Genomic DNA, 17,595 nt, shown 5'->3' with positions numbered 1-17,595 from the left:
TGATTAGAATAAATATAGTTTTATAGACGGATACTTTCAGGTAAAATGAGTTGTTGAATCGTTGATGGATAGAGCTTATGCTCAACTTTTTGGATTAAAGTCTGTAATTCTGCTTTTGTCATACCTGGTTTAACAGGCACCGCCTCTTGGGCAATAATTTCTCCAGTATCCATGCCTGAATCAACATAATGAATCGTTACCCCTGATACTTTAACCCCAGCATCAAGTGCCTGACCGACTGCATCTAAGCCTGGAAAAGCTGGTAAAAGTGACGGATGAATATTAATTATTCGTCTCTGGTATTGATTTAAAAGTGTTGGACCAATTAGTCGCATGTATCCTGCTAACACTATCCATTCGACTTGATATGCTTTAAGCTTGTGAACAATGTCTATTTCAAATGCTTGTTTATTTGGATAAGTTTTAGGATCAAAGACAAAACTAGCTAGCTGATTTTTCTTTGCTTTAGCAACGACTTTCGCTCCTGGACTGTCACAAACGAGTAAGACTATTTCCGCATCTAGGTCACCGGCTTGAATTGCACGATCAATCGCTTCGTAATTACTACCAGTTCCTGAGGCAAAAATCGCTATACGTGTTTTAGCGCTCAACTAGCTTCACCCCTGACTTGTCGGTAACTTCTCCAATTAGATAAGCGAGACTATCACACGCTTGTAAAGCTTCTAAAGCTTGATCAACCTCATCTTGTGCAACTACAACAACCATACCAATTCCCATATTAAAAACACCAAGTGCGGCTTGAATTGATAGGTCAGCTTGTGTTTGTAAAAACGTTAAAATCTCAGGAATTTCCCAGCTGTTTAGCCAAATGTCAGCACCTAATCCATTAGGTAAGATGCGTGGTAAATTTTCATAAAAACCACCACCTGTGATATGACTAATGCCTTTAACCTTAACAGTTTTCTTCAATTGACTGATTGACTGATAATAAATTTTTGTTGGCTTTAATAGAGCTTCACCAATTGTTGTCGTTAATTCACTTGGTTTATCTGTCAGTTTTAAATTTCGGTCTGATAAGATTTTTCTCACTAATGAAAAGCCATTTGAATGTACACCACTTGATGCTAAGCCAATTAAAGCATCACCTGCTTGAATTTGTGTGCCGGAAATTAAATCAGGCTTATTGGCAATCCCAACAACAAATCCAGCTAAATCATACTCGCCATCCTGATACATTCCTGGCATTTCTGCTGTTTCACCACCAATTAAAGCTGTACCGCTCTGAACGCACCCATCAGCAATTCCCTTAACAATTTGTTCAATTTTTTCAGGATAGGTTTTCCCACAGGCAATATAATCAAGGAAAAACAACGGGTCAGCTCCTTGAGCGACAATATCATTTACACACATGGCAACAAGATCAATCCCAACCGTATCGTGACGATCAAGTTCAAAAGCAATCTTAAGCTTAGTACCAACACCATCTGTTCCAGAAACAAGTACCGGCTCATCATAAGAGAAGCCTGTTAAATCAAATAAGCCTGCAAATGCACCAACACCACCGATTACTTCTGCTCGATTTGTTCGGGTTATGTGTTTTTTCATTAATTCAACAGCTTGATAGCCTGCTTCGACATCTACACCAGCTGTTTTATAAACATCACTCATGCTCCTGCTCCTTTTCGCTCACGTATATTTCTTTCGGATAAATTTCAGTTGGATAGCGACCAGTGAAACAAGCCTTACAAATTCCGACTTCATTTGAGTCTTCATGGACAAGTGACTTTTCTAGTCCTTCAACAGATAAAAATGCTAAACTATCCGCACCAATTTCTTTCGCCATCTCATCAATCGAATATTGTGCAGCAATTAGATCTTCCTTCACTGTCGTATCAACCCCGTAAAAACATGGGTGCTTAATTGGTGGAGATGCGATACGGACATGCACTTCAGTAGCACCCGCTTCTTTCAACAATCGTACAATTCGCATACTCGTTGTTCCCCTTACGATTGAGTCGTCGATCATCACAACCCGTTTTCCGTTAACAATCCCACGAACAGAGGACAATTTCATTTTTACGCCTTCTTCTCTTGATGATTGACTTGGTTCAATAAATGTTCGACCAATGTAACGATTTTTAATTAATCCAAGTTCATACGGAATGCCTGATTCTTCTGCGTAACCAATGGCAGCAGAAATACTTGAATCAGGAACGCCTGTTACGATGTCTGCTTCCACACCTGCTTCTTTTGCTAACTGTTTACCCATTAACTTTCGACTTGCATGCACATTAAGTCCATTTAAGTTGCTATCTGGTCGAGAGAAATAGACATATTCCATCGAGCAAAGCGCTCGTTGCATCGGTGAAGCAAACATTGTTGATTTCAAGCCATGCTTATCAATGATAAGCAGCTCACCTGGATGAACTTCTCGAACATATTTTGCTCCGACTAAGTCAAAGGCGCATGTTTCAGAAGCGACAACATAAGCATCATCAATTTTCCCAATTGACAGTGGGCGTAAGCCATATGGATCGAGTGCGATATATAATTGCTCTTCAGTTAATAACACAAAGGCATAAGCACCTTTAACCATCACTAGTGCTTGCTTAATTGCTTCTTCTAAGGGAAGATATCCGCCCCTTTTAATAAGATGGGCGATAATTTCTGTATCTGATGTTGTCTGTAAAATACTTCCCTGGGCTTCTAGTTGTGATCTTAACGCAAAAGCATTAACGATCTCCCCATTATGTGCTAGTGCCATGCTTGATATTTGGGAACGAAATAGGAGTGGCTGTACATTTTCAAAGCCACTATCTTGTTCTGCTGCATAACGGACATGCCCAATTGCACTCGTCCCTTTTAATGAAGACAAATGTTGCTGTTCAAAAACAGATCTGACAAGTCCAACACCCTTATGAATCGACAATTGCTTGCCATTACTCGTGACAATACCCGCTCCTTGTTGACCGCGATGCTGTAAGGCGTGCAAACCATAATAGGTAAGCTCAGCCGCACGTTCATGACCAAATATAGCAAACAGCCCACACTCCTCATTTAAACCTTTGAGTTCAGCAAGCATGGAATAGCTCCTTTCCAGGCTTTTTCTAGCTGATCAATTGATTGGTTGATCACCGTTTGTTCATCAATCGCAATATGAAGACGCGCCTCATTTGTGACACGGCCGATAATCGTTACATCATCTACTTCCTGTAAGAATGCTTCAACCTGATCTGATGAAACAGTGATGATAAAACGAGATTGTGATTCACTAAAAAGTAATGTTGTTGGATCACCTGATAGCTTCACATCAGCACCTAATCCATCAGTACCAAATAAGCTTTCAGCAATCGCAACAGCCAAGCCACCTTCTGATATATCATGAGCTGATTGCACATAGCGAGATTGGATTGCCGTTAGGATTTGGTCTAGTCGCTTTTTCTCAATATCAAGGTCAATACTTGGTGCTTTACCAAAATATTTTTCCTCTAATAGATTTTGAAGCTCACTACCACCAAACTCTGGCTTTGTCTCACCTACTAATAGAATGACATCATCAACTGCTTTGAACGGTACTGTAGTAATATCATCAAGCTTATGATGAAGCCCTACCATACCAACAATCGGTGTTGGGAAAATTGGTGAACCGGCTCGTTCGTTATATAGCGAGACATTACCGCTGACAACTGGTGTGGCTAATTTAACACTAGCTGCTGCCATTCCCTCAACACTTTTTTCCATCGCCCAATAGATTTCTGGTTTATCTGGACTACCAAAATTAAGCCCATCTGTTAAGGCAAGTGGCTTTGCACCAGAAGCAACTATATTTCTTGCTGCTTCAGCAACTGCTATCTTGCCGCCGATTTCTGGATCCAAATAAATATATCTTGAATTACAATCTGTTGTTAGCGCAATCGCCTTATTATAACCACGAATTCGCAATACAGCTGCATCTGAACCTGGCCCAACTACAGTATTAACCTGTGCAGTTGTATCAAACTGTTGATAGACATACTCTTTACTTGCTACCGTTGGTTGCTGTAATAATTTAATTAAAGTTTGTTCAAAATCAGTTACCTTTGGTTCGTAATTCGGTAGCTCTTGAAACTCTTGATAATAGTCAGGAACTTTTGATTCCTTCATGTAAACAGGTGCATCCTCTGCTAATGGATCAACAGGAATATCACAAACAATCTGGCCGTTGTGTAATAGTCTAAATTGTTTATCATCCGTTACTTTACCAATAGCAACTGCTTCGAGATCATATTTTGCGAATAAGTCATAGATTTCCTGTTCTCGGCCTTGTTTTACAACAAGTAGCATCCGTTCCTGTGATTCAGATAGCATCATTTCATAAGCTGTCATGCCGGGTTCACGTTGAGGCACTAAATCTAAATTAAGCTCCATTCCCATACCAGCCTTACTAGCCATCTCGCTCGCTGATGATGTCAATCCAGCTGCACCCATATCCTGCATGCCGATTAATGCATCAGAGTGAATCACTTCTAGACAAGCATCAATTAATAGCTTCTCGACAAATGGATCACCAGCTTGGATATCTGAGCCTTGACCAGCGTTATCCTCAGACAGCTCTACTGATGAAAAAGTAGCACCATGAATACCATCACGACCGGTCTTTGATCCGACGTATATAACAGTGTTCCCGACACCTGTTGCAACACCTCTTTGAATATCCCTCTGATCAATTAAACCTACACCCATTGCATTAACTAAAGGATTACCTTCGTAGCAATCATCAAATTGGATCTCACCACCGACTGTTGGAACGCCTAGCCGGTTACCATAGCCAGCAATCCCACGAACAACCTCTTTAAATAAATATTGCGTCCGTTCTGAGTCAAGGCGACCAAAGCGAAGCGAGTTAAGTGCTGCAATTGGCTTAGCACCCATAGAAAAAATATCTCGCATGATGCCACCAACACCTGTCGCTGCACCTTGATATGGTTCAATCGCAGATGGAGAGTTATGACTTTCAATTTTAAAGACTAAGCCCTGACCATCACCAATATCAACTATCCCAGCACCTTCACCTGGACCTTGGATAACTTGAGGACCTTCACTAGAGAATTTACGTAATAATGGTTTTGAAGTTTTATAGCTACAATGTTCAGACCACATCACTGAAAATATTCCTGTCTCAGTATAATTGGGATTTCTCCCGAGTATAGTTACAATTGATTGATACTCTTCATCTGTTAAACCCATATCTACATATAATCGTTCTTTTTCGATCATCTCTGGTGTCGGTTCATGAGTTGTTGACATGGTCTTCCCTCCATTTTTCTATGATTGATTGGAACAACTTTAATCCAGCTTCACTACCTAAAAGTGCTGACGTAGCACGTTCAGGGTGTGGCATCATACCAAGCACATTACCAGCCTGATTAATAATGCCTGCAATATTTCCAATCGATCCATTTGGATTATCCTGATATGAAAATACGATTTGCTGATTTGCTTGTAGCTGTTCAAGCGTTTGATTATCACAATAATAACGACCTGACCCATGAGCAATCGGCATCGTGATCACTTCATTTTCCTGATAGTTACACGTAAAAGTCGTTTGATTATTGCGAACAATCAGATTATTATTTTTACAAACAAAGTCTAGTCCTTCATTTTGCAACATCACACCAGGTAATAGACCTGATTCTAATAAAATTTGAAAACCATTTCCAACACCGAGAACCAACTGTCCCGATTCAGCTCTCTCTTTTAGAGCTGTTACAATCTCTGTCCTAGCGGCAATTGCACCCGCTCTTAAATAATCACCGTAAGAAAAACCACCAGAAAGCATAATTAAATCATAGTCTTTTAGATTGCTATCTTTATACCAGATACGGTCAACTTGACCTGGTAATATTTCACTTGTAATCTCATATAAGTCATCTGTTGAGCCCGGAAATACGATTACTGCAGATTTCACTCATCACCACACTCCTCAATCGTGTAATGATAGTCCTCCATCTCATGGTTGACAAGTAATTTTTCACATAACGTTTCCACTTGTGCTTCGATATCTTTATCCGTCGCAAATCTTAATTCAACTAATTTACCAACCCGAACCTGCTCAATCCCCTCAACATCATATTGATCTAGCACTCCTTCGATTGCTTTTCCTTGTGCATCAAGCACACCTGGCTTTAATCTAATCTCGACAACTGCTTTAATCATTTGATCTCCCCCAATCGATTTAATATCTCTTGATAAACTGACAGTAAATCACCAGTTCCTTGACGAAACACATCTTTATCTAAGCTGGAATTTGTTTCAACGTCCCAAAATCTACACGTATCTGGTGATATTTCATCAGCTAAAACAATCTTCCCACTTTGATTTCTACCAAACTCAAGCTTAAAATCTACTAACTTAACACCAACTTGCTCGAAATACGGAATCAGAAGCTGATTTATTTTTAACGCAAGACCTTTAATCAATTCAATTTCTTCTTCTGTCGTATTTGTCAGTAAAGTAGCATGTTGATCATTAATGATTGGATCATCTAAATCATCATTTTTATAATACAGCTCAACTAATGCAGGCGCGAAAGTAGTCTTTTCTTCAAACCCTAATCGCTTAACAATGCTGCCTGTCGCTAGATTTCTTACAACAACTTCAAGTGGAATAATCATCGTCTTTTCCACGAGCTGTTCAGTGTCATTTATTAATTCAATAAAGTGGCTTGGGATTTTTTTGTCATGTAAAAATTGAAAAACTTTGGCAGAGATCAAATTATTAAAACGGCCTTTTCCGATAATTGTTTCTTTCTTTTTACCATTAAAGGCTGTCGCTTGATCCTTGTAAGCTAAAATCAATTGATTTGGCTTATCTGTCTGATACACATATTTTGCCTTACCTTGATAGAGAAGTTCTTTTTTCACCGGAATGCACCCCTTATATGATATGGACAAGGGATCAGCACTCATTTGAATGAGTGCTACCCTAAATTAAACCAAACCCATTCTCGCAAATATTTGATCAACATTTTTTAAGTGATATGTGTAATCAAAACAGTCATCAATTTGTTCCTTTGATAAAACTTCTGTAATTCGAGGTTCCTGTTCAATCAATGTTCTAAAATGCGTTTCAGTTTCCCATGCTTTCATTGCATTTGGTTGAACTAAATCATACGCTTCCTCACGGCTCATCCCTTGATCGATGAGTGATAATAGCACTCGCTGTGAGAAAATAACGCCATGTGTCCGATCAATATTGCGCTTCATATTCTCAGGGAAAACAGTTAAATTATCGACAATTCGGCAAAAACGATTGAGCATGTAGTTAATCACAATTGTCGCATCTGGTAAAATCACCCGTTCTGCAGATGAGTGCGAGATGTCACGCTCATGCCATAAAGCAACATTTTCATAAGCTGTCATCATATAGCCTCGAACTAAACGTGCCATACCCGCCATATTCTCAGATCCAATTGGGTTTCGTTTATGCGGCATTGCTGATGATCCTTTTTGTCCTTTCGCAAAGAACTCCTCTACTTCTCTCGTCTCTGTTTTTTGGAGTCCACGAATTTCTGTTGCAAACTTTTCAATTGATGTCGCAATTAAAGCAAGTACAGATAAATATTGCGCATGACGATCACGCTGTAACGTTTGTGTTGATACTGGGGCAGGCTTTAATCCTAGCTTTTCACATACATACGCTTCAACTTCAGGGTCAATATTTGCATAAGTTCCAACCGCGCCAGATAATTTACCTGTTTCAATAACATCAGCAGCAGCGTTAAATCGGTCTAAATTTCTAAGCATTTCCTGATACCATAGTGATAGCTTCAAACCAAATGTAGTTGGTTCTGCATGCACACCATGCGTCCGTCCCATCATGACCGTATGTTTATGTTCAATTGCCTTATTTTTCAACACCTCAATAAAGCGTTCGAGATCATTGCGAATAATTGTGTTAGCTTGTTTTAGTAAATATGATAGTGCGGTATCAACAACATCTGTTGATGTTAAACCATAATGAACCCACTTCTTCTCATCACCTAGTGTTTCAGATACTGCACGGGTAAAAGCTACAACATCATGACGTGTTTCTTGTTCAATTTCTAAGATTCGGTCAACATCAAATGATGCATTTTCCCGAATTTCCTTAACATCTTCAGCTGGAATGACACCTAACTTACTCCATGCTTCACAGGCAAGAATTTCAACCTCTAACCACGCCTTGTATTTATTCTCTTCAGTCCAAATGGCACCCATTTCTGGACGCGTATAACGTTCAATCATTTTTTGTCCTCCTATATGAATTGCTGTTTTTTTAATGTTTCGATAAGCTGATCCCGATTATGAGCAACGCAAGTGATATGGCCCATCTTCCGTTTAGGCTCAATATCCTTCTTCCCATAATAGTGAAAATGTGCTTGTTTGAATTGATTGATTCTAGTTAAATATACTTCAAGGTTATCTCCGAGTAAATTAATCATAACTGCCCCACCATGAAACAGAACTGGAATCAGCGGTAAATCACAAATCGCACGAATATGTTGCTCAAATTGCGAGACATTACACGCTTCAATCGTAAAATGACCTGAATTATGTGGTCGAGGCGCCAATTCGTTGATGTAAATCTCATCACCTTTAACAAAGAATTCAATCGCAAATGTACCAACTACATTAAGTGCTGTTGCAATTGCTTCAGCCGCTTGCTTTATTTTCTTCATAACAGACGCACTAATACGTGCTGGCGCAATTGTCATATGTAAAATATGATCACGATGATGATTTTCTGCAACTGGGAAATAGAGAATATCTCCTGTCTTTGATCGCGTCAAAACAATTGACACTTCACAATCAAACTTGATCAATTGCTCGTAAATCAGGCGTTGGCTTTTTTCCAACAAAGCTTCTGCTGCTTGTAAATCATCAGCTGATTTTAACATTAGCTGACCCTTTCCGTCATAACCACCTCGACAGGTTTTCACAACAGCAGGAAATCCAATTCGTTCCATTGCCGATGTGAAATCTTGCTTTTGCTTAATCATTTGAAACTTCGCAACTGGCTGATTCAGTTCAACCATAAGGCTTTTTTCTATTTCACGATCTTGTGTTACCTCAAGTGCTTTTGTTCCTTGGGGAAGAAGTCCTCTAGCTTCTAAATAACGAGCAGTATTAAGGTCAACATTTTCAAATTCGTATGTAACAAGATCTACTTGTTCGGCTAGCTGTTTAATGGCATTTAGGTCATCATAGGGCGCAACTATTTGGTGATCAGCTAATTGCGCTGCTGGACAATCTGGTGTTGGATCTAGAATTATAAGCCGATAGCCCATATGCCTTGCTGTTGTTGCCATCATTCGTCCAAGCTGGCCACCACCAATGATACCGATAGTCTTTCCAATCCTTTGGCTACTCGTTAGCAAGCTGATCCCTCATTTCGGCTACTTTTCCTTTTAAGGATTGTTCGTATTTAGTAAGTTTTTCTGCAATGACTTGATCATTTGTCGCTAAAATTTGAGCAGCGAGTATACCTGCATTCGTCGCACCTGCACGACCAATTGCAACAGTTGCAACAGGTACACCAGCAGGCATTTGCACAATTGAGAGTAATGAATCTAATCCGTTTAACGCCTTCGATTGAATCGGTACACCAATCACAGGCAACATTGTCTTAGAGGCTACCATTCCTGGTAAGTGAGCTGCACCACCTGCACCAGCAATAATAACCTTTATGCCTCTGTCAGCAGCTGTTTTGGCATAGGTAAATAAATCATCAGGCGTTCGATGTGCTGATATAATATCTTTTTCATACAAAACTCCAAAGTCATCTAGAATTTTGCAAGCGTGAATCATCGTATCCCAATCAGAAATGCTTCCCATAATGACGCCAACCTGAACCATGCAATCCCTCTTTCCTTAACTGGTTATATTATGTAGATAAAAAAACCTATTCATATCTCTCCTTTTTGGCGAGAGAAGATGAATAGGTGGTTTACGTTCACCGCTAAATCCTTAGCTCAAGTAAATTATAAACAAAGACACAAGAACTTGAGTCAAAGCCACATCTAAGTAAACATACCATCACGAGTCATTGGTCTGTTCCATCTTCCCTCATAGTCCGTTATTTACGGTAACGGGTAGAGACTTTTGAGCCATATTCTCAAATTTATATGAGGTGATTTAATATAAATTGTCATTTGTTTCTATGACAGTATCATAGCAATATTTTATTGATTCGTCAATGTAAATTCGAACGATAATTAAAAGATAGCCTTTAACGTTCGTCTTTGTTCATAATAACTTCAAAAATTATCTGTTGTTTGATAGGAATGATCCTTTTTTCTCCGTTTTCAATTATTTCTTCAAAAATTGGTTTTTCCATTCTCCTGATCGGTATGTATCCCGCTTGCTTAATCCTTTCAAGACATTGATCAAGCGTCTCTCCATCCAAAAGCTCAAACTGTTTCTTTTGAGCTCTTGATTCAGTTGCTTTAGCCCGCTTTTGATTGCGCTTATTTTTCTTCGAGAGTCTCGACATGATGCTGTATCTTTCCTTTCTTAATATTGTCGTTTTAGAATATCAACGTCTTGCACAATTGAGTCATCAAACATTCCAATTAATAGCCATGTAGTTATAAAACAATTTTAACATAGTTTGAATCATTCTTAGTCAGATATGTAAACCACTTATTTCTCAAAGATGATTTAGTATAGGCTGACGCATAGAGAAATTTACATTATAATTTCGTGGTATAAAAAAGCGTGTCAGCTCAAATTGAGTGACACGCTCTATATATTCAAAATTATTTATGATAAGAAAATTAGATATAGAACAAATACTATTGATAACCCCCACATAATTGGGTGAATCTTCTTACCTTTTCCTGTGATTAGCATTGTAATTGGATAGAATGTGAATCCTACCGCAATACCTGTTGCAATACTGTATGCTAACGGCATGATAATAACAGTTAAAAATGCAGGGATAGCATCTTCAATTTGATCCCACGCAATATCTTTTAAGCTTGATGCCATTAAAACTCCAACAATAATTAGAGCAGGAGCAGTAACAGATGATGTTACTACTGATAATAATGGTGAGAAAAATAATGCTAAGAAAAAGAACAATGATGTAAATACAGACGTTAAACCTGTCTTACCACCAACACCAACACCTGTTGCAGATTCAACGAAAGCAGTTGTTGTTGAAGTTCCTAGCACAGCACCTACAACCGTAGCACTTGAATCAGCAAGCAATGCTCTACCAGCACGAGGTAATTCATTATCTTTCATCAATCCAGCTTTGCTAGCAACAGCCACTAATGTACCTGCTGTATCAAAGAAGTCAACAAATAGGAAAGTTAAAATAATACCAGCCATTTCCCATGTGAAAATATCGCCAAAATGGGCAAAGGCTTTTCCAAAAGTAGGCTCAAGACTTGGTACTTTCGATACAACTTGAGTTGGTAATTCAACTTCGCCAAAAATAACACCAACAACCGCAGTAATTACCATTCCATAGAATACGCCGCCTTTTACTTTGAAAGCCATTAAAATAACTGTAACAAGTAGTCCAAAAATAGCTAAAGCAGTTGGACCATGAGTGAAGTCTCCAAGCTTAACTAATGTAGCTTCATCAGCTACAATAATTTCCGCACTTTGAAAACCAACAAAAGCAATAAATAAACCAATACCAGCTGCAACAGCTAACTTCAGAGTCGCTGGAATCCCGTTAATAATCTTTTCGCGTACCCCAGTCAGTGATAGCACTAAGAAAAGAATTCCTGAAACTAAAACTGCAGTTAACGCTGTTTCCCACTGTATGCCCGCACCGATAACAACTGTAAAGGCAAAGAATGCGTTAATCCCCATACCTGGCGCTAAAGCAACTGGATAATTAGCAAATATCCCCATAACCAAAGTACCAATAATTGCTGATAACGCAGTTGCAGTGAAAACTGCACCTTTATCCATACCAGCAGCGCCTAAAATATCTGGGTTAACAAATAAAATGTACGCCATTGCCAAGAATGTAGTTAGACCCGCAGTAAACTCAGTTCTTACATTTGTACCTAACTCTTCCAACTTAAAAAATTTGTTTAACATTTTTCTTCTCCCCTTCTAAATTTTTCGCCGCGCAAAAAAAGGCACACTCATAAGTTTAATTTGTCCTAGAGTGTGTCTAAATATGCCAGAGAAGATAATAATAAAAAAATTATAATTGCTATTCCTTATCTCTTCTGCGTAGACAGACCATTTACGGTGGTCGGTAGAAACTCTAGAGCCATATCCTCAAGATTATACGACGAATTTATTTAATTGCTATGGATATCATACTAAGAAAAAAAACATTCGTCAATAGAAAAAACGAATAATTTTTAAAAAAAGCATATCCATTGTTCGGATATGCCTTTTATATTAGTCGATATACGGTTATTCATTTGATTTTAGTGCCTCAATCATATCAATTCGTTTTAACTTATGATGCATCATCCACATGACAAACGTTGAGAAGAAAAATGTCAGTAATCCTGCATATAAATAACTGGTCCAATGTAAGCTCGGATCAAACATCTGACCATCTTGGGTGATTGTGTCTAACACAAATGTGAACAATAGTCGGCCAAATATACTTCCTGTTAAAATACCCATCACAGTCAGCATTATATTTTCACGATAAATATACATCGTCACTTCATTATCATAAAAACCTAATACTTTAATTGTCGAAAGTTCTCGAATTCGTTCTGATATATTAATATTAGTTAAATTATATAAAACGACGAAAGCAAGGCCAGCTGCTGCAAAGATTAAGACAACTACAACAACATTTAAACTTTCCATTGAATCTCGAAAAGCTTCGGTCATAGATGCAATAAATGTTACATTTATAACTTGATCTTCTTTCATCAATTGCTCTGAAAATGCTTCTTCCCAATTTTCGTCTTGATTGTGTTTTAACAAGTTAACGTTATAATTTAATTCGTCATCGATTGCTGATCGATACACTGCTTCATTCATAAATAAATAATGACCAACATAGTTCTCGGTAATTGCAGAGATTTCCAATTCATATGATTGATTACCGCTGTCAGTGATCGTGATTATATCACCTACGACAATGTCGAACAAATCAGCTAATCGCTCGGTAACAATTGCTCCATCATCAGTTAATTGATACGTTTGATCAGAGGTACGGTCTTTTAATTGAATGAAATCAGTGAATGATTTTTCATCTTCCGGAACCATGACTGTAATATCTTGTGTAAGTTGATCGGGATGACTGATTTCAAATTGTTGTTGAAATACGGTTGAGATTTGTTCAATCCCTTTATATGAATCAACAAATGCCTGATAAGATATTTCAGCTTCCTCATCAGCGCCATCGTCAAGAATGATCACCGCATCGTATTTCATCACGCGACCAAATTGTAAATCAACCAATCCTTCCACTGCACCTTTAATCCCAAAGCCAGTAATGATTAAGGCAGCACAACCCGCTATTCCTAAGATTGTCATAAGCATTCTTTGCTTATATCTAAACAAATTTCGTGCTGTTACTTTCTTAATAAAATCAAGTCGGTTCCAAATTGGTGTTATACGCTCAAGTAAAATTCTCTTTCCAATTTTCGGAGCCTTAGGTCTCATTAATACTGCTGCCTGACTTTTCAGATCAGAACGTAAAACAAACCACGCTGTCACAACGGTTGACAGCAATGCAATGGCCGCTGCTATTAAAGTATATAACCAATAGTTTGTTAAAATGAGCTCTGGCAAGTTATACATAATACCATAAGCATCAAAGATAATAATTGGCAATGCAGTATAGCCAATCACTAAACCGAAAACAACCCCTAATAAACTTGCACTCAATGCATAAACGTAATACTTAAGTGAAATTTCTAGGTTGCTGTAACCTAGTGCTTTTAATATTCCAATTTCTCCTCGTTGCTCTTCAATCATCCGTGTAATTGTGGTTAGTGTAACTAATGCTGCAACAGCAAAGAATACAGCTGGGAAAATTTTTGCTAATTTACTTAATAATGAGGCATTTTCTTCAAACTGAACAAACTGCGTCTGATCTTCCCGAATAAATGGGTAATACGTTGGTTCTTCTAAATCGGCCAATTCCTCACGTGCTTTTGCTATATCGGCCTCAGCTTCTTCAATTTCTTCTAGTGCGTCTTTATTTTCTTTTTCAAATGTCGTTAGTCCGTCCGCATACTCTGCTTCAGCTTCAGCCAATTGATTTGCTTGCTCCTCAAGTAGATCAACCGCTTCATTATATTCCTGCCAGCCCTGATCTAGATCCCGTCTAGCTTGAGCTAACTCTGCCTCGGCATTTGCTCGTTCTTGAGCTAATAAATCTGTTTGTTTATCTAGCTCTGCTCGAGCTTCATCAAACTTCATTTGGCCTGCTTCAAGTTCAGCTTTTCCTACCTCAAGTTCAGATCTTCGTTTTTCAATCTCTTGCTCAGCTTCATTTAATTGCTGTAATCCTGCTTCAAGCTCTGCTTCAAGTTGATCAAGTGTTTGTCTGATTGTATCAGCGGGTACTTCACCAGCAATATAGCCAGAAAGTAAGTCTGCTAATGTCTGACCATTTAGATCAATCGCCTCTGTTTCAGATAAAAGTTGGGCGAGCTCTTTCTCTGGGATAAACACTGAAATTAATTGTCTTGGTATTTTTAATAGATCAGCTATCCCCTCAGAAAGTTTTGTAAAATCCGTTTGTTTACCTATTAATGATTCACGTTGATTGGCAATTTCTTCAGCAGATCGATTAAGTTCTACTTCGCCTGCTTCAAGCTCAGCGAAACCTTTTTCAAGCTGATCCGCTTCTACCTCGAGCTGTTTACGTCCTGCTTCAAGTTGTGCTTCTGCATCAGCAATCTCTGCTTCGAATTTTGCTAAGCCTTTTTTATACTCGGACTCGCCATCAATCAGCTCTTGATAACCTTTTTCAAGCTTTCTTCTGGCATCTCTAATCGCCTCTTGCCCATCATCTAATTCAGCACGTGCTTTATCAAGTTTTTCCCTAGCTTCGTTTAACTCTTCACGGCCATCAGCGATTTTAACCTCGGCATCACTAATTTCTTCTTCAGCTTCACTACGAATTGAACTTAATCGTTCTGGCCCATAATCGTTTAAAATTTGCTCGATATTTGCTTTGTGCTCACGACTTTTATGCTGATATTCATCATTAAAAGTATCTAGCTCTCTCAAACCTTGAAATGTTGCAAATACATCCGTATAAACTGGTAAATTAAAGTCTTCCTCCAATATGACGCCAAAAGCATCCAGCTGCCCACCTGCTATTGATGTCTGTCCCCGCGATTCATTGGTAAAGAAACGTGGACTGTTAACAAAGCCAACAACTTCAAATTCTATTTCGTTAAATTGATCGGACAAATCTGTGTCATCACGATCTGCAAAAAGCGTCACTTTGTCACCAATTTGGTAATGATTTTTGATCATCTCACGTGCATCTAATGCAATCTCACCACTTTTTTCTGGCAAGCGACCACTTTCAATTAAGTATTGATTTAATTTGTGATCAGGATGATAACTAATCAATTTAACCACATGGCGCGCATCTCCAATTAACACATCCTGACTATAACCCGGCTCGATAAGCTCAACATCAGAATAGTTAGTTAAAAGCGCTACTTCTTCATCTTCAATACCTAATGTCGATTGAACGTGAATATCGTATAGTTTTTGACGATCAAAATAATCATCAACAGTTGTTAACATATTAGGCCCTGTCGCCTGCAAGCCCACAAAAAATCCTACTCCTAAAAAGATTAGGATAAATATTGATAAAAAGCGGGCTTTTGAATTTAATATTTCCCTGAAAACTAATTTATTCAAAGCTGTTTTCTTCACTACTTAAGCCCCCCTACCACTCAATTTCATCTACAGAGCGAGGACGTGGATTTTCAACTATTTCTCGTACCTTAGCATCGTGAATATAAATAACTCGATCAGCCATTGAGGCAATAGAAGTGTTATGGGTTATAACAATAACCGTGGTTTTAGTTTCATGTGCAGTGTTTTGGAGAAGTCTTAAAATTTGCTTACCTGTTTCTAAGTCAAGTGCACCAGTCGGTTCATCACACAAAAGAAGTTTTGGATTTTTTGCTAGTGCCCGTGCAATAGCAACCCGTTGCTGTTCTCCTCCTGATAATTGAGCAGGAAAATTATCTCGCCTGTGAGATAAACCAACACTTTCTAATACTTCATCAATATCTAACGCATTCGGTGAAATTTGTGTTGCTAACTCAAGATTTTCTCTCGCAGTTAAGTTAGGCACTAAATTATAAAACTGAAATACAAACCCGATGTCCTCACGGCGATATTGGGTTAATTCATGCGTTGAATATGCGGCAATATTTTTACCATCAACCCAAATCTCCCCTTCATCAGGTTTATCCATCCCACCTAAGATATTCAATACCGTTGATTTTCCCGCACCACTCGGTCCTAAAATAACTGCAAATTCACCTTCATTGATGTCAAAGGAGATACCGTTATTTGCCACAATTTTGTTTTCTCCCATTTGATATCGTTTATATTCATTGACAACCCTCACAAAAGCCATCGCTACATCCCCTTTATCTTTATTTATATATTTTTTCTAAACTAAATGATATTCATACTGCTTAACATGGATCATTAAGATTGTGGATATTCGTTTCCGATGATACAATTGTTGCATCGATATAATTGTAGTACCCTTTTTGGCAATTTACAATAATTTCGCCCTCGGGCTAGACAAAAAAGGAGGAATTGTAATGGCGGAAAAGCAGCATCGAAAAAATAAAGAGATCCTTCGCTTATCAAATGAAGAATCAAATCGCTTTACAAAAGAATGTATTGAAACAGCTTTATTAGAGCTAATGAACGAAAAAGAATTTAAAGAAATCTCTATTACGGATATTGTGACTCGTGCTGGCGTTTCAAGATCAGCATACTACCGTAATTACTCTTCAAAAAAAGATATTTTAAATAAATATTTAAATACAATTGTAGAAACGATCACTGATTCACTAGAGTCCCACAGAAATGATGATAATGATTTTAATTTCTGGCTGTCTCTATTCACGCGTGCTCGTACTTATGCAGATAAATTTCTCATTTTGTTAAAAGCGGGGTTTGACGGGATCATTCTTTCAAGCGCTAATGAAACTGTGTTAGATCGGATCCCTAAAGAAAACGATTTAGCAAGTGAGAAATATGAGATCTATTTTTGGATTGGTGCATTTTACAATTTACTAAGAGAATGGGTTCTGTCTGGTATGAAGGAATCAGATGAGGAGATGGCAGCAATCGGACAGAGAATGTCTGCTAACTTTAGTTTACAAGCTCACTATCATTTGAATTTAGATGACTCAAGATAAAGTATTAATACATTGTATTAAATAAGGAACTTGAGTGTATTTTCGTGAACTTGTGTGCATTCTCGCGAACTTGTGTGTATTTTCGAGAACTTGTGTGCATTTTCGAGAACTTGTGTGTATTTCCGAAAACTTGTGTGCATTTTCGAGAACTTGTGTGTATTTCCGAAAACTTGTGTGCATTCTCGCGAACTTGTGTGCATTTTATATAGTTGAAAATAGAAATAGACAAATAAAAAATGGCTTTGAGTAATTTTTTT

At 38.2% G+C, this 17,595-nt stretch carries 15 protein-coding genes and 2 riboswitches; of the genes, 1 reads left to right on the top strand and 14 read right to left on the bottom strand.

What is annotated here, in order from left to right:
- Window positions 1–20: 20 nt before the first annotated feature.
- The 14 genes from purN to AXY_RS02285 all read right to left on the bottom strand — a co-directional run bounded on the left by purN (window position 21) and on the right by AXY_RS02285 (window position 16,539).
- Entirely contained in the window at window positions 21–611 is a 591-nt protein-coding gene (gene purN / locus AXY_RS02350; RefSeq protein ID WP_015009173.1) for a phosphoribosylglycinamide formyltransferase, read from the bottom strand.
- A complete protein-coding gene (gene purM, locus AXY_RS02345) occupies window positions 601–1,629 on the bottom strand; it encodes a phosphoribosylformylglycinamidine cyclo-ligase (protein ID WP_015009172.1) in 1,029 nt (342 codons plus the stop codon). Before purM ends, purN begins: the two co-directional genes overlap by 11 nt.
- Window positions 1,622–3,043, bottom strand: a complete 1,422-nt coding sequence (gene purF, locus AXY_RS02340; RefSeq protein ID WP_015009171.1) for an amidophosphoribosyltransferase — start codon at window positions 3,041–3,043, stop codon at window positions 1,622–1,624. The genes purM and purF overlap by 8 nt, the downstream gene beginning before the upstream one ends.
- Entirely contained in the window at window positions 3,019–5,247 is a 2,229-nt protein-coding gene (gene purL / locus AXY_RS02335; protein ID WP_015009170.1) for a phosphoribosylformylglycinamidine synthase subunit PurL, read from the bottom strand. The genes purF and purL overlap by 25 nt, the downstream gene beginning before the upstream one ends.
- Window positions 5,231–5,908: a phosphoribosylformylglycinamidine synthase subunit PurQ gene (gene purQ / locus AXY_RS02330; protein WP_015009169.1), complete on the bottom strand. Its 678-nt coding sequence runs from the start codon at window positions 5,906–5,908 to the stop codon at window positions 5,231–5,233. Before purQ ends, purL begins: the two co-directional genes overlap by 17 nt.
- Window positions 5,905–6,156 (bottom strand): phosphoribosylformylglycinamidine synthase subunit PurS, encoded by a 252-nt coding sequence (gene purS / locus AXY_RS02325; RefSeq protein WP_015009168.1) that lies wholly within the window; start codon window positions 6,154–6,156, stop codon window positions 5,905–5,907. Before purS ends, purQ begins: the two co-directional genes overlap by 4 nt.
- Entirely contained in the window at window positions 6,153–6,863 is a 711-nt protein-coding gene (purC, locus tag AXY_RS02320; RefSeq protein WP_015009167.1) for a phosphoribosylaminoimidazolesuccinocarboxamide synthase, read from the bottom strand. The genes purS and purC overlap by 4 nt, the downstream gene beginning before the upstream one ends.
- A 66-nt stretch (window positions 6,864–6,929) precedes the next feature.
- Window positions 6,930–8,225 (bottom strand): adenylosuccinate lyase, encoded by a 1,296-nt coding sequence (gene purB, locus AXY_RS02315; RefSeq protein WP_015009166.1) that lies wholly within the window; start codon window positions 8,223–8,225, stop codon window positions 6,930–6,932.
- Between the two features lie 11 nt (window positions 8,226–8,236).
- Entirely contained in the window at window positions 8,237–9,358 is a 1,122-nt protein-coding gene (purK, locus tag AXY_RS02310) for a 5-(carboxyamino)imidazole ribonucleotide synthase (protein WP_015009165.1), read from the bottom strand.
- On the bottom strand, window positions 9,345–9,836 hold the full coding sequence (gene purE / locus AXY_RS02305; RefSeq protein ID WP_015009164.1) for a 5-(carboxyamino)imidazole ribonucleotide mutase: 492 nt from the start codon (window positions 9,834–9,836) through the stop codon (window positions 9,345–9,347). Before purE ends, purK begins: the two co-directional genes overlap by 14 nt.
- Before the next feature lie 193 nt (window positions 9,837–10,029).
- Window positions 10,030–10,129: riboswitch (purine riboswitch) on the bottom strand.
- An 80-nt stretch (window positions 10,130–10,209) separates the two neighbouring features.
- The gene (locus AXY_RS02300) at window positions 10,210–10,473 is read right to left on the bottom strand and encodes an NETI motif-containing protein (protein ID WP_015009163.1); all 264 of its coding nucleotides are present in this window, start codon (window positions 10,471–10,473) and stop codon (window positions 10,210–10,212) included.
- A gap of 269 nt (window positions 10,474–10,742) precedes the next feature.
- Entirely contained in the window at window positions 10,743–12,041 is a 1,299-nt protein-coding gene (locus tag AXY_RS02295; RefSeq protein ID WP_015009162.1) for an NCS2 family permease, read from the bottom strand.
- A gap of 119 nt (window positions 12,042–12,160) precedes the next feature.
- Window positions 12,161–12,261: riboswitch (purine riboswitch) on the bottom strand.
- Between the two features lie 107 nt (window positions 12,262–12,368).
- Window positions 12,369–15,824, bottom strand: a complete 3,456-nt coding sequence (locus tag AXY_RS02290) for an FtsX-like permease family protein (RefSeq protein ID WP_041450077.1) — start codon at window positions 15,822–15,824, stop codon at window positions 12,369–12,371.
- 13 nt (window positions 15,825–15,837) lie between these two features.
- On the bottom strand, window positions 15,838–16,539 hold the full coding sequence (locus AXY_RS02285) for an ABC transporter ATP-binding protein (protein WP_015009160.1): 702 nt from the start codon (window positions 16,537–16,539) through the stop codon (window positions 15,838–15,840).
- 193 nt (window positions 16,540–16,732) lie between these two features.
- Between AXY_RS02285 and AXY_RS02280 the strand changes: the two genes are divergently transcribed.
- On the top strand, window positions 16,733–17,338 hold the full coding sequence (locus AXY_RS02280) for a TetR/AcrR family transcriptional regulator (RefSeq protein WP_015009159.1): 606 nt from the start codon (window positions 16,733–16,735) through the stop codon (window positions 17,336–17,338).
- The last annotated feature ends 257 nt before the right edge of the window (window positions 17,339–17,595 follow it).

The sequence above is a fragment of the Amphibacillus xylanus NBRC 15112 genome, assembly GCF_000307165.1.
Classification (GTDB): Bacteria; Bacillota; Bacilli; order Bacillales; family Amphibacillaceae; genus Amphibacillus; species Amphibacillus xylanus.
This window is presented reverse-complemented; position numbering and strand designations above follow the sequence as displayed.

Excerpts from the sequence above, each read along its gene's own strand:
- AXY_RS02280 (WP_015009159.1), top strand. The coding sequence starts at position 16,733 with ATGGCGGAAAAGCAGCATCGAAAAAATAAAGAGATCCTTCGCTTATCA.
- purL (WP_015009170.1), bottom strand. The coding sequence starts at position 5,247 with ATGTCAACAACTCATGAACCGACACCAGAGATGATCGAAAAAGAACGA.
- purB (WP_015009166.1), bottom strand. The coding sequence starts at position 8,225 with ATGATTGAACGTTATACGCGTCCAGAAATGGGTGCCATTTGGACTGAA.
- purS (WP_015009168.1), bottom strand. The coding sequence starts at position 6,156 with ATGATTAAAGCAGTTGTCGAGATTAGATTAAAGCCAGGTGTGCTTGAT.
- AXY_RS02285 (WP_015009160.1), bottom strand. The coding sequence starts at position 16,539 with ATGGCTTTTGTGAGGGTTGTCAATGAATATAAACGATATCAAATGGGA.
- purF (WP_015009171.1), bottom strand. The coding sequence starts at position 3,043 with ATGCTTGCTGAACTCAAAGGTTTAAATGAGGAGTGTGGGCTGTTTGCT.
- purE (WP_015009164.1), bottom strand. The coding sequence starts at position 9,836 with ATGGTTCAGGTTGGCGTCATTATGGGAAGCATTTCTGATTGGGATACG.
- AXY_RS02300 (WP_015009163.1), bottom strand. The coding sequence starts at position 10,473 with ATGTCGAGACTCTCGAAGAAAAATAAGCGCAATCAAAAGCGGGCTAAA.
- purM (WP_015009172.1), bottom strand. The coding sequence starts at position 1,629 with ATGAGTGATGTTTATAAAACAGCTGGTGTAGATGTCGAAGCAGGCTAT.
- AXY_RS02295 (WP_015009162.1), bottom strand. The coding sequence starts at position 12,041 with ATGTTAAACAAATTTTTTAAGTTGGAAGAGTTAGGTACAAATGTAAGA.